General features: G+C 52.1%; 11 protein-coding genes. 8 read left to right on the top strand and 3 right to left on the bottom strand.

Translation table 11 applies throughout. The features are described 5' to 3' along the window. Nucleotides 1-108 precede the first annotated feature (108 nt). On the bottom strand, nt 109-1,755 hold the full coding sequence (gene fumB / locus HV311_RS12755) for a class I fumarate hydratase (RefSeq protein ID WP_137352247.1): 1,647 nt from the start codon (nt 1,753-1,755) through the stop codon (nt 109-111). A gap of 262 nt (nt 1,756-2,017) precedes the next feature. On the opposite strand from fumB, the gene manA reads away from it, so the two are divergent. Beyond that, nucleotides 2,018-3,193 carry a mannose-6-phosphate isomerase gene (manA, locus tag HV311_RS12760; protein ID WP_049041450.1) on the top strand — a complete coding sequence of 392 codons (1,176 nt, stop codon included), beginning with the start codon at nt 2,018-2,020 and terminating at the stop codon, nt 3,191-3,193. Between the two features lie 106 nt (nt 3,194-3,299). Further along, complete coding sequence (locus HV311_RS12765; RefSeq protein ID WP_191220010.1) at nt 3,300-4,808, top strand: YdgA family protein; 1,509 nt, start codon at nt 3,300-3,302, stop codon at nt 4,806-4,808. A gap of 45 nt (nt 4,809-4,853) precedes the next feature. On the opposite strand, the gene HV311_RS12770 is transcribed toward HV311_RS12765, so the two are convergent. Then, nucleotides 4,854-5,882: a Mal regulon transcriptional regulator MalI gene (locus HV311_RS12770; protein WP_191220011.1), complete on the bottom strand. Its 1,029-nt coding sequence runs from the start codon at nt 5,880-5,882 to the stop codon at nt 4,854-4,856. 169 nt (nt 5,883-6,051) lie between these two features. Between HV311_RS12770 and malX the strand changes: the two genes are divergently transcribed. The 3 genes from malX to add all read left to right on the top strand — a co-directional run bounded on the left by malX (nt 6,052) and on the right by add (nt 9,929). After that, nucleotides 6,052-7,644 (top strand): maltose/glucose-specific PTS transporter subunit IIBC, encoded by a 1,593-nt coding sequence (gene malX / locus HV311_RS12775; RefSeq protein ID WP_016153013.1) that lies wholly within the window; start codon nt 6,052-6,054, stop codon nt 7,642-7,644. 10 nt (nt 7,645-7,654) lie between these two features. Continuing rightward, nucleotides 7,655-8,827: a MalY/PatB family protein gene (locus tag HV311_RS12780; protein ID WP_191220012.1), complete on the top strand. Its 1,173-nt coding sequence runs from the start codon at nt 7,655-7,657 to the stop codon at nt 8,825-8,827. A gap of 100 nt (nt 8,828-8,927) precedes the next feature. After that, on the top strand, nt 8,928-9,929 hold the full coding sequence (gene add, locus HV311_RS12785; RefSeq protein ID WP_191220013.1) for an adenosine deaminase: 1,002 nt from the start codon (nt 8,928-8,930) through the stop codon (nt 9,927-9,929). Nucleotides 9,930-9,981: 52 nt separating this feature from the next. On the opposite strand, the gene HV311_RS12790 is transcribed toward add, so the two are convergent. Further along, nucleotides 9,982-11,022, bottom strand: a complete 1,041-nt coding sequence (locus HV311_RS12790; RefSeq protein ID WP_016153010.1) for an oxidoreductase — start codon at nt 11,020-11,022, stop codon at nt 9,982-9,984. 241 nt (nt 11,023-11,263) lie between these two features. On the opposite strand from HV311_RS12790, the gene blr reads away from it, so the two are divergent. From blr to HV311_RS12805, 3 genes are all read left to right on the top strand, one after another. After that, complete coding sequence (gene blr / locus HV311_RS12795; RefSeq protein WP_019076739.1) at nt 11,264-11,389, top strand: division septum protein Blr; 126 nt, start codon at nt 11,264-11,266, stop codon at nt 11,387-11,389. Nucleotides 11,390-11,682: 293 nt separating this feature from the next. Further along, nucleotides 11,683-11,898, top strand: a complete 216-nt coding sequence (gene ydgT / locus HV311_RS12800) for a transcription modulator YdgT (protein WP_003832804.1) — start codon at nt 11,683-11,685, stop codon at nt 11,896-11,898. Between the two features lie 91 nt (nt 11,899-11,989). Continuing rightward, complete coding sequence (locus HV311_RS12805) at nt 11,990-12,430, top strand: DUF2569 domain-containing protein (protein WP_101700685.1); 441 nt, start codon at nt 11,990-11,992, stop codon at nt 12,428-12,430. The last annotated feature ends 46 nt before the right edge of the window (nt 12,431-12,476 follow it).

Below are 12,476 nucleotides of genomic sequence, written 5' to 3' on the forward strand. Positions count from 1 at the left end.
TGTTTCGACATTGCCCATTTGCATTGGTCTTATGAGTATTAACGAGGATTAATCTGTCGTTTGGTGGTTCGTGCGGTAAAAAAAAACCGCCCCGAAGGGCGGCTGACGTTACTTAACGCAGCGTGCGCACTGCGACGTCTGAATCTGTTTGAAGAAATCGTTGCCTTTGTCATCCACCAGGATAAACGCCGGGAAATCTTCCACTTCAATTTTCCAGATGGCTTCCATCCCCAGTTCAGGGTATTCCACACACTCCAGGCTCTTGATACTGCCCTGGGCCAGCACCGCTGCCGGGCCGCCGATACTGCCTAAGTAGAAGCCGCCATGCTTATGACAGGCATCGGTCACCTGCTGGCTGCGGTTGCCTTTCGCCAGCATGATCATGCTGCCACCTGCGGACTGAAGCTGGTCAACATAGGAATCCATACGCCCTGCCGTGGTTGGTCCAAGCGAACCAGAGGCATAGCCTTCCGGCGTTTTTGCCGGGCCAGCGTAATAGATCGGATGATCTTTAACATACTGCGGCAAACTTTCGCCGTTATCCAGCCGTTCTTTCAGTTTCGCATGCGCAATATCACGGCCAACAATGATGGTACCGTTAAGCGACAGACGTGTAGAAACCGGGTACTGCGACAGCTGAGCCAGGATCTCTTTCATCGGACGATTGAGGTCAACGCGTACCGCTTCGCCTTCTCCCGCCTGGCGCAACTCTTCTGGTATATATTTGCCAGGATTATGCTCCAGTTTTTCGATCCAGATACCTTCACGGTTGATCTTAGCTTTTATATTTCGATCGGCTGAGCAAGAAACGCCCATACCAACCGGACACGACGCACCGTGACGCGGCAGGCGGATCACGCGGATATCATGAGCGAAGTACTTCCCGCCGAACTGCGCGCCCAGCCCCAGATTCTGTGCCTCAATCAGCAGCTCTTTTTCCAGCTCCACATCGCGGAATGCCTGACCATGTTCGTTACCTTCGGTCGGCAGCTCATCGTAATATTTAGCCGACGCCAGTTTCACCGTTTTCAGCGTGGCTTCCGCTGACGTTCCACCGATCACAAACGCAATGTGATACGGCGGACAGGCCGCTGTTCCCAGCGTTCGCATTTTCTCAACCAGGTAATTTTTTAATTTGCCCGGCGTGAGCAGCGCTTTGGTCTCCTGGTACAGATAGGTTTTGTTCGCCGAACCACCGCCTTTGGCAATACACAGGAATTTGTATTCATCGCCATCGACGGTATACAAATCTATCTGTGCCGGCAGGTTGGTACCGGTGTTCACCTCTTTATACATATCCAGCGCGGCGTTTTGTGAATAGCGCAGGTTGTCTTCGATGTAGGTGTTATACACACCGCGCGCCAGCGCAGCTTCATCCCCGCCGCCAGTCCAGACGTGCTGACCTTTTTTACCCACGATAATCGCGGTGCCGGTGTCCTGACAGGTTGGCAAAATACCTTTTGCCGCAATATCAGAGTTACGCAGGAATTGCAGGGCCACATATTTGTCGTTTTCGCTGGCCTCCGGGTCACGCAGAATGTCGGCCACCTGCTGCTGATGCGCAGGACGCAGCATAAACGATGCATCATGGAAGGCCTGCCGAGCCAGCAGCGTTAAGGCTTGCGGCGCGACTTTAACGATCTCCTGCCCTTCAAATTCGGCAACGGAGACATGGTCGCTGGTCAGCAGATAGTATTCGGTATCATCCTTTTTGAGGGGGAAAGGATGCTGATAATGAAAGGGTTTGTTTGACATTGTGCTCTCACTTACTGCTCGGTCTGGTTATTCTCTGGGCAGATGTTCCATTGCCCTGCTTCCCTGCCGCAGGTCGGGTTGTAGAAGGAAAGGCTTTCTGCAACCGGAATTACTCAGGGTATTAAAAGCGAGTCACCATATCCTACACAATTTTTTAACAAAAACTGAGACAAGTACGACTTTTTACATGTGCAGGTTACTTCGCTCAGGGTTTCTTGGTTTAATAGCCGTAGAAAATTCCACATTGAAACAGGGCTTGAGAATGCAAAAACTCATCAACTCAGTGCAGAACTACGCCTGGGGAAGTAAAACTGCGTTAACGGAACTTTATGGGATTGCCAACCCCACTCAGCAACCGATGGCTGAGCTGTGGATGGGCGCGCATCCGAAAAGCAGTTCGCAGGTTCTGGACGCTAACGGCCAGACGGTCGCTCTGCGTGATGTCATCGAACACGATAAATCCGCACTGTTAGGCGATGCCGTTGCGAAACGCTTTGGTGAACTGCCTTTCCTGTTTAAAGTGCTGTGCGCCGCGCAACCTCTTTCGATTCAGGTTCATCCTAACAAGCACAACTCTGAAATCGGATTTGCCAAAGAAAACGCGGCGGGGATCCCGATGGATGCCGCCGAGCGCAATTACAAAGATCCTAACCACAAACCGGAACTGGTTTTTGCTTTGACACCGTTCCTGGCGATGAACGCATTCCGCGAGTTCTCTGACATTGTCGCATTGTTACAACCGGTGTCCGCCGCGCATCCGGCTATTGCGCATTTCCTGCAGGAACCGAGCGCGGAACGTCTGAGCTATCTTTTCGCCAGCTTGCTGAATATGCAGGATGAGGAGAAATCCCATGCGCTGGCGATCCTGAAATCGGCGCTGAACAGCCAGCAGGGTGAACCGTGGCAAACCATTCGCCTGATCGCCGATTTCTATCCGAATGACAGCGGGCTCTTCTCCCCGCTGCTGCTCAATGTGGTGAAACTCAATCCTGGCGAAGCGATGTTCTTATTTGCCGAAACCCCACACGCCTACTTGCAAGGTGTGGCGCTGGAGGTAATGGCTAACTCGGACAACGTGCTGCGCGCCGGACTGACGCCAAAATACATTGATATCCCGGAGCTGGTCGCCAACGTTAAGTTTGTCGCCAAGCCAGCCAATCAGCTGCTGACCACGCCAGTTAAGACTGACAGCGAACTGGACTTCCCCATTCCGGTCGACGATTTCGCGTTCTCCTTGCATGAACTGACCGCCAATGGCGCAGATATCAGCCAGCAAAGTGCGGCCATTTTGTTCTGCATCGAAGGTGAAGCTGTGCTGAGCAAGGGCGAGCAGCGTCTGGTGCTGCAGCCGGGTGAGTCGGCCTTTATTAGCGCGAATGAATCGCCGGTAAACGTCAGCGGCACGGGCCGTTTAGCTCGGGTTTATAACAAGCTATAGCAAGATACTGATATTTTTAACAACTCTTGCTAAGCTGTAGTGAGTTAAAGACATGTCACTCCTCCAGGCGTCTTCAAACGCCTGGTTTTATTTTATGGATATCAAAATGAAAAAATCGCTGGTAGCTGCGGGTGTGGTGGTTGCACTGGGTATCGTCTGGACGGGCGGCGCCTGGTACACAGGAAAGAAACTCGAAACGCATCTCGCCGAGATGGTGACACAGGCAAACGATCAGTTAAAACGCTACTCCCCAGAGGCGGGCATTGAACTGAGTTATCAAAACTACCAGCGCGGCGTGTTCAATAGCCAACTGCAGTTGGTGGTGAAACCTGTCGCCGGTCAGGCAGATTCCTGGCTGAAACCGGGACAAAGCATCGTCCTGAATGAAACCGTTGATCACGGTCCTTTCCCGCTGGCTCAGCTGAAATCACTGAATCTTGTTCCGGCAATGGCCTCCGTGAAAACGACGCTGGTCAATAACGACGTGACGAAACCGCTGTTTGATATTGCCAAAGGTGAGACGCCATTCATCATTAATTCCCGTATTGGCTACAGTGGGGATACCCGTTCCGATCTCTCCCTCAAACCGCTGAACTACGAGAAAGGCGACGAAAAAGTGGCCTTTAGCGGCGGGGAATTCCAGTTTGCGGCAGATAAGGATGGTAATGCGGTGTCGCTGACTGGCGAGGCACAAAGTGGCCTGGTTAATGCCGTCAATGAGTATGATCAGAAAGTACAAGTTACATTCAATAACCTGAAAACTGAAGGTTCCAGCAGTATTGCAAGCTTTGGTGAGCGCATCGGCGATCAGAAATTGTCCCTCGAAAAACTGTCGATTTCAGTCGAGGGCAAAGAGCTGGCGGTGCTGGAAGGCATGGGTATCGATGGCAAATCCGATCTGATTAACGATGGCAAAACCGTCAACAGCCAGTTGGATTACACCCTGAACAGCCTTAAATTGCAGGGCCAGGATATGGGGAGCGGTAAGCTGACGTTGAAAGTTGGCCAGATTGACGGTGAAGCGCTGCACCAGTTCAGCCAGCAGTACAGCGCCCAAACCAAAGCGCTGATGGCGCAGATTGATGTGGTCCAAAATCCTGAGCTTTATCAGCAGAAAGTCACCGAAGCCTTCTTTAATGCGCTACCGATTCTGATGAAAGGCGAACCGGTTGTCACCATTGCTCCACTGAGCTGGAAGAATGCAAAAGGTGAAACCACATTTAATCTGTCACTGCTGCTAAAAGATCCGACCGCAAACACGGTGGAGCCGCAAACGCTGGCCCAGGAAGTGGATCGTTCCGTCAAATCGCTGGATGCGAAACTGACCATCCCTGTCGATATGGCGACTGAGTTCATGACGCAAATTGCCAAACTGGAAGGATATCAGCAGGAAGAAGCGGCTGGTCTGGCGAAGCAACAGGTTAATGGCCTGGCGGCGATGGGGCAGATGTTCCGCATTACGACTTTGCAGGACAACGTTATCGGCACCAGCCTGCAATACGCAAACGGCCAGGTGACGCTGAACGGACAAAAAATGCCGCTGGATGAGTTTGTGGGTATGTTCGGTATGCCTTCTCTTACACAGCCGGATGCCCCTGCCATCCCGCAACAATAATCACTCGTCAGTGACAGGCCCGATAACAGTGTTTATCGGGCTTTTTTATTTCGCCGCCACCAGACGAGCGGAAAGCGTCAGATTGCGTGAATGACCTTCATCGTGGGCAATGCGTTGTAGCATACGTTCAGCAAGGGTGTATCCCATTTCACGCGCGGGCGAACAGGCCCAGGTAATCGGGATATCGTCCAACGCGTTTTCCGCCACATCAGCGAATCCGGCCAACGATATTTGCTGTTCGAAATAGCGATCGACACCAATTTCACCACTCTGACGTCCTGCTCTCATCAGGCCAAACCAGGCGCCTATGGCGATTATTTCGTTGTAGCACACCACCGCGCTGATCGTGGGATTGCGGCGTAACAGCGCCGTTACCTCTTCTGCGGCCTGCTTCTGGCTGGATGAACACTCCAGCACCCAGTCGCTATGAAACGGTAAACCATATTTTAGTAAGGTTGCACAATAACCGCCGACGCGCTCTGCGCGAGTCAATGAAGAACTCTGCCCGCCCAGCCAGGCAATACGCTGGTGTCCGTGGCGGATAAGATGTTCAACCAGTAACTGTGCAGCCTGCATGTTATCGGGCCTGACGGTGTCTGCGTCATCCATGTAGCTGGCGCGTGATGCAAATACCACCGGGATCCCTTTATCAGCGGCCAACTGTTGCAGTGCATCACTGCTACCGGCGGCCCCGGCAATGACCACGCCATCCACCCCCTGGTTGAGTAACATCGCGAAACGCTGCGCCAGCTGCTCCCCATCTTTACCGCCGTGCAGTAAGAAGACCATGCGCCCCTGCGCTTCTAACGCCTCCGTCAGACCCGCCGTCAGCTCGGCGTAAAACGACGTTGAAAGATCGCGTACAATCAAACCAACTACTCCGCTCTGCCCGCCGCGCAGCGCTGATGCCTGGCGGTTACGCACAAACCCCAGTTTCTCAATAGCAGCATTCACCCGCTCCCCGGTCGCTGATGAAATTCGCCCTTTTCCACTGAGCACCAATGAGACGGTGCTGACCGAAACCCCCGCAGCCAGCGCAACATCATGGATGGTTATTTTTTTGGCTATAGCCATAAAAACAGAAAACTCCCTGATAACGTGACGGATAAAACGTTTTATCAATCACTTATATTTATACCCCCTATTATCGTTCGATAATGTGATTTATACCGCACTAAAATTAGGTAAAACGTTTTATCTTCTCGCCATCATTAGTCAGCTAGCCTTTACAAGGAGTCGTTTGATGACGGCGAGAACCACACCAAAAATAACGTTATGGGAATTTTTCCAGCAGTTGGGCAAAACCTTTATGCTGCCTGTAGCGCTGCTTTCATTTTGCGGGATCATGTTGGGGATCGGCAGCTCGTTGAGCAGCCATGATGTCTTAACGCTGATCCCGGCGTTGGGGAATCCGGTGCTTCAGGCCATCTTTACCTGGATGAGTAAAGTTGGCTCATTTGCGTTTAGCTTCCTGCCAGTCATGTTCTGTATTGCCATTCCTCTGGGCCTGGCGCGCGAGAACAAAGGCGTTGCGGCGTTTGCCGGTTTTGTCGGTTATGCGGTCATGAACCTCGCCGTCAATTTCTGGTTAACCGCCAAAGGTATCTTACCCACCACAGATGCGGCGATCCTGAAAGCCAACAACGTGCAAAACATTCTGGGGATCCAGTCGATCGACACCGGGATCCTCGGTGCCGTTATTGCCGGGATCATTGTCTGGATGCTGCATGAACGCTTCCACAACATTCGTCTGCCGGATGCGCTGGCGTTTTTCGGTGGTACGCGCTTTGTGCCTATCATCTCCTCGGTGGTGATGGGATTGGTCGGGCTGGTCATTCCCTTGATTTGGCCGGTTTTCGCCATGGGCATTACCGGACTCGGTCACATCATCAATAGCGCGGGGGAATTTGGTCCTATGCTGTTTGGTACCGGTGAACGTCTGTTGCTGCCTTTTGGCCTGCACCATATTCTGGTGGCACTCATTCGCTTCACCGAAGCTGGCGGCACACAGGAAGTCTGCGGCCATAGCGTGAGCGGCGCACTGACTATTTTCCAGGCTCAACTGAGCTGCCCGACAACGCAAGGTTTCTCTGAAAGCGCAACACGCTTCCTGTCCCAGGGTAAAATGCCGGCGTTCCTCGGCGGTTTACCGGGTGCGGCATTAGCCATGTACCACTGCGCACGCCCTGAAAATCGTCATAAAATTAAAGGGTTATTAATTTCTGGCCTGATTGCCTGTGTCATCGGCGGTACTACTGAACCACTCGAGTTCTTATTCCTGTTCGTCGCTCCGGTTCTGTATGTAATCCACGCCCTGCTAACCGGTCTTGGCTTCACCGTGATGGCGGTACTTGGCGTCACTATCGGTAACACTGACGGTAACCTGATTGACTTCGTGGTGTTCGGCATCCTGCACGGATTGTCCACCAAGTGGTACCTGGTCCCTGTTGTCGCGGCTATCTGGTTTGCGGTGTACTACGTGATCTTCCGCTTCGCCATCACGCGCTTCAATTTGAAGACACCGGGCCGTGAAGTCGAAATTGCCAGCAATATCGAAAAAGTAATGGCCGGAGCGCCTGGTAAATCAGGTTACAACGTCCCTGCTATTCTGGCGGCGCTGGGCGGCGCGGAAAACATTGTCAGCCTGGATAATTGCATCACCCGTCTGCGCTTGTCAGTGAAAGATATGTCGCTTGTTAACGTACAGGCTCTGAAGGACAATCGTGCCATTGGCGTAGTACAACTCAATCAGCATAACCTTCAGGTCGTTATCGGTCCGCAAGTCCAGTCAGTGAAAGACGAGATCGCGGTTCTGATGAACACCGTACAGGCTTAAGGACAACAATATGTTTGATTTTTCAAAGGTTGTGGACAGGCACGGTACCTGGTGTACTCAGTGGGATTACATTGCCGACCGTTTTGGTTCAGCCGACCTGCTGCCATTCACCATCTCCGATATGGATTTTGCCACCGCACCTTGCATTCTGGAGGCGCTGACTCAGCGCCTGTCACATGGCGTGTTGGGTTACAGCCGCTGGAAAAACGATGAGTTTCTGGCGGCGATAAGCCATTGGTTTCTTTCGCGACATAACACCCAAATAGATCCTCAGTCGCTGGTATACGGCCCCTCGGTCATCTATATGGTGTCGGAGTTGATCCGCCAGTGGTCATCCGTGGGCGATGCGGTGGTTATCCATACTCCGGCGTACGATGCGTTTTACAAAGCGATTGAAGGTAATCAGCGCCAGGTGTGCGCAGTCGGACTAGAAAAACGCGCCGACGGCTGGTTTTGCGACATGGTTGCGCTGGAGAAAGCCCTGTCTCGACCTGAAAGCAAAATTCTTCTGCTTTGCAGCCCACAAAACCCAACGGGTAAAGTGTGGACGCGCGACGAGCTGGAAACCATGGCGGAACTGTGTCAGCGCCATGGTGTAAAAGTCATCTCTGATGAGATTCATATGGATATGGTATGGTCAGACCGGCCGCACATCCCGTGGAGTAACGTCGCGCGTGGCAGTTGGGCACTGCTCACTTCCGGCTCAAAGAGTTTTAATATTCCGGCACTAACCGGGGCTTACGGACTCATTGAAGATGCTCAAAGCCGCAACGATTACCTCAGCGCGTTAAAAGGCCGCGATGGTCTTTCCTCGCCTGCGGTGCTGGCGCTTAGCGCACATATTGCCGCTTATCAACAGGGTGCAAGCTGGCTTGATGCGCTGCGCGATTATCTTGCCAGCAATCTGCATTACGTTGCGCGTGAGCTTAATGCCGCATTCCCCGAACTCAACTGGCAGATTCCGCAATCCACCTATCTGGCATGGATTGACCTGCGTCCGCTCAATATTGATGACCATGCCTTGCAGGATGTTCTCATCCACCAGCAGAAAGTCGCTATCATGCCGGGATATACCTACGGAGAAGAAGGTCGCGGTTTTGTACGTCTCAATGCCGGATGCCCGAGATCCAAGCTTGAAAAAGGCGTTCAGGGGCTGATTAACGCCATCCGTTCTGTACGCTAATTAAGTTTGCGCAATGAAATTATTCATTGCGCAACATAGCTTTTTATCCCGATTTTTTCATATAATACGACGCACTTTACCTAAATACACGAGTGCGACCATGATTGATACTTCCCTCCCCCTGACCGACGTCCATCGCCACCTTGATGGTAACATCCGTGCCCAAACGATCCTGGAACTGGGTCGTCAGTTCAATTTAACGCTTCCGGCACAAACGCTGGAAACGCTGCTCCCTCATGTGCAAGTCACATCAACTGAGCCGGATTTAGTGAGCTTTTTATCCAAGCTCGACTGGGGCGTGAAGGTACTGGCCTCGCTGGATGCGTGTCGCCGCGTGGCATTTGAGAATATTGAGGATGCAGCACGTAACGGCCTGCACTATGTAGAATTACGTTTTTCACCCGGATATATGGCGATGGCGCATCAGCTCCCGGTTGCGGGCGTGGTTGAAGCCGTCATTGCCGGCGTACGCGAGGGCTGCAAGACCTTTGGCGTCGAAGCTCGCTTAATTGGCATTATGAGCCGTACCTTCGGCGAAGCCGCCTGCCTGCAGGAACTGGATGCGCTGTTAGCCCACCGTGACCATATTACGGCGCTGGATCTGGCGGGTGACGAACTGGGTTTCCCGGGCAGTCTGTTCCTGTCGCATTTCAATCAGGCGCGCGACGCCGGCTGGCGTATTACCGTGCATGCGGGCGAAGCCGCGGGACCAGAAAGTATCTGGCAGGCTATTAAAGAGCTGGGCGCAGAACGTATTGGTCACGGCGTAAAAGCCGTTGAAGATCGTGCATTGATGGATTACCTCGCCGAACACCGTATCGGCATCGAATCCTGCCTGACATCGAACATTCAGACCAGCACCGTCGCCTCTCTGGCAACCCACCCGCTGAAAACATTCCTTGAGCATGGCGTTTTAGCCAGCTTGAATACGGACGATCCGGCGGTACAGGGTGTGGATATTATTCACGAGTACACCATTGCCGCGCCAGCAGCAGGACTCACGCGCGAACAGATCCGTCAAGCGCAAATCAACGGCCTGGAAATGGCATTTCTGAGTAACGAAGAAAAACGTGCCCTGCGCGAGAAAGTCGCGGCAGCGTGACGGTTAAAGTGCCGGATGCGATGCTGAGCATCGCCATCCGGCATTTGCCTAATCAGGCAAGGCACAACGTCGAGCGATGTTTCGCCGATTCAAGACCCAGCTCAATCAGCTCCATGATTTGAATAGCTTGTCTCGCCGGTACCGGGTTTTCACCATGACCATTTAGCGCATCACGAATGCCAGCATAGTACGCCGGGTAATTACCCGGTACAGTCAGCCAGGTCTCTTCAACCTGCTCTTCGCCTTCTATTCGCGTCAACACGCCATCGCGCATGTCGTAACCCCAGTCTTCCTGAGGCAGTCGCTCGCCATTTTTCAGGCGCTCTTCCTGCGGGTCAAGACCATACTTCACATAGCTGCCACGCGATCCGTGCACGATATAACGGGCCGACTCAGCGGCAGCGAGCATGGTGCCGTGCAGAATCACACGACGCTGCGGGTAAGTCAGGATGGCATGGAAGTAATCCGTCGCTTGCGCACCTGGGCGGAGCTGAGCCAGGTCTACCGTCATGCTGACGGGCAAACCAAACAGGTTAATCGCCTGATCCAGAAGATGCGGTGCTAAATCATACCAGATACCGCTTCCTGGACCACCCTGTTCACGCCAGCGATCACGAACCTGGGGGCGGAATCGATCGAAATGGGATTCGAAATACGCCACCTCCCCCAAAACGCCATCCGCCAGCAGGGCTTTCAACGTCAGAAAATCACTATCCCAGCGGCGGTTATGGAAAACGGACAGCACGCGGCCAAGGCTGCGCGCCAACGCATCCAGTTCGCGTGCTTGTGACAGTGTCACGGTAAAAGGCTTATCAACAACCACATGTTTGCCCGCTTCCAGTGCAGCCTTCGCTAACGGGAAGTGAGTGTCATTAGGCGTGGGGATCACAATCAGGTCGATATTCGGATCGTTAAAAAGGTGTTTAGGCTCAGCAACAACCGCCACCGTTGGCCAGTCTGCCTTCACTTTTGCTTCATCACTACTGGAAACCGCAGCCAGTTCGAGGCCCGGTGTGCCCACAATCAGGGGGGCATGGAAGGTTTTACTGGCGTAACCATAGCCAATTAGCCCAACGCGGATGTTGTCACTCATGTTATAGCCTCTCAATTCAGGACTGACCTATTTCACACCATACCCTGCAACGTCTCAATAGTTTAATAACCATTGCGCTACAAAGGTTGTTTATTAACTTAAGTCAAACATATGCCACTTATGCTTAACTTGCAGCGAAAAAGAGGGAGAAATCGTTCCCAATTATCTTGCTGTATTATTGAGAGATTAGTAACATTTGCAGCCTGTGTTTATGGATAAATCAAAGCAAATGTCATCAGTAATGAATCGTCTTATTGAATTAGCAGGTTGGATTGTTCTCACCGTCTCTGTGATCCTGCTGGGTGTTGCCAATCATATTGACAATTACCAGCCACCGGAGCCCGTTGCTGCTGTGCAGAAGAAATAAGCATCTGCAGTCCCTTATAACCCGGCAATTAACATCGAGTAACGGCAGGGGTTGGCTGCAAAAGATCGAATTTTGTCAAAAAAAGAGAATAATGCCGCATCCCACTCCGGTGCATATTGCCTGCTGTAGCGAAGCGCGTTACCCTTACCGCAGGTGCGCATAGCGCCTGCTTTTCCACAGGTATGAACACTCTTCTCACATTTGCGCGTCAATCCGCTTTTACCTGTGCATGTTGTTTATTATTTATATTTACTACTCCGTTGGTATTATTTTATTAATATGGATTTCCATTTATGACTGTTCAGGATTACTTATTAAAATTCCGCAAAATCAGTTCACTCGAAAGTCTGGAAAAACTGTTCGACCATCTTAACTACACGCTCACCGACGATAGCGACATTATCAATATGTATCGCGCTGCAGACCATCGCCGTGCGGAGCTTATCTCAGGAGGTCGTCTGTTTGATGTTGGTCAGGTACCCAAATCAGTCTGGCATTACGTGCAATAAAGAAGAAAGTAGCGCTCAACGTTAAAAGCTTTATAATAATTGCCCCAAAATGAATGGCATGTTTGATTGCGCGCGTAAACCTGGAGAAGAGATGACTACCACACCGGCACAACGTATCGGGGGCTGGCTACTTGGGCCACTGGCCTGGCTGTTAGTCGCATTGTTGAGCGCTTCGCTGGCGTTATTACTTTATGTCACTGCGCTGGCTACACCGCAAACCTTCCAAACGCTGGGTGCGCAAAGTACGGCAAATTTGCTGTTATGGGGCGTCTCTTTTATTACCGCGATTGCCATGTGGTATTACACGCTGTGGCTGACGATTGCGTTTTTCAAACGCAGAGCCTGTGTGCCTAAGCATTATATTCTATGGCTGCTGATCTCCGTGTTACTGGCGGTTAAAGCGTTTGCGTTTTCACCGGTTCCGGACGCCTTTGCCGTGCGCCAACTACTGTTCCCATTGCTGGCTGCGGCACTGCTGGTGCCCTATTTCAAACGCTCGCAACGCGTTAAATCGACGTTTGTGAATCCGTAATAACCCTACAGTTAACCTGTTGTCGCCTGTTGTAGATTGTCAGATA

The sequence above is a fragment of the Citrobacter sp. RHBSTW-00881 genome, from assembly GCF_013728515.1.
Classification (GTDB): Bacteria; Pseudomonadota; Gammaproteobacteria; order Enterobacterales; family Enterobacteriaceae; genus Citrobacter; species Citrobacter braakii.

Excerpts from the sequence above, each read along its gene's own strand:
- HV311_RS12805 (WP_101700685.1), top strand. The coding sequence starts at position 11,990 with ATGACTACCACACCGGCACAACGTATCGGGGGCTGGCTACTTGGGCCA.
- HV311_RS12790 (WP_016153010.1), bottom strand. The coding sequence starts at position 11,022 with ATGAGTGACAACATCCGCGTTGGGCTAATTGGCTATGGTTACGCCAGT.
- HV311_RS12780 (WP_191220012.1), top strand. The coding sequence starts at position 7,655 with ATGTTTGATTTTTCAAAGGTTGTGGACAGGCACGGTACCTGGTGTACT.
- ydgT (WP_003832804.1), top strand. The coding sequence starts at position 11,683 with ATGACTGTTCAGGATTACTTATTAAAATTCCGCAAAATCAGTTCACTC.
- HV311_RS12765 (WP_191220010.1), top strand. The coding sequence starts at position 3,300 with ATGAAAAAATCGCTGGTAGCTGCGGGTGTGGTGGTTGCACTGGGTATC.
- malX (WP_016153013.1), top strand. The coding sequence starts at position 6,052 with ATGACGGCGAGAACCACACCAAAAATAACGTTATGGGAATTTTTCCAG.
- blr (WP_019076739.1), top strand. The coding sequence starts at position 11,264 with ATGAATCGTCTTATTGAATTAGCAGGTTGGATTGTTCTCACCGTCTCT.
- manA (WP_049041450.1), top strand. The coding sequence starts at position 2,018 with ATGCAAAAACTCATCAACTCAGTGCAGAACTACGCCTGGGGAAGTAAA.
- HV311_RS12770 (WP_191220011.1), bottom strand. The coding sequence starts at position 5,882 with ATGGCTATAGCCAAAAAAATAACCATCCATGATGTTGCGCTGGCTGCG.
- fumB (WP_137352247.1), bottom strand. The coding sequence starts at position 1,755 with ATGTCAAACAAACCCTTTCATTATCAGCATCCTTTCCCCCTCAAAAAG.
- add (WP_191220013.1), top strand. The coding sequence starts at position 8,928 with ATGATTGATACTTCCCTCCCCCTGACCGACGTCCATCGCCACCTTGAT.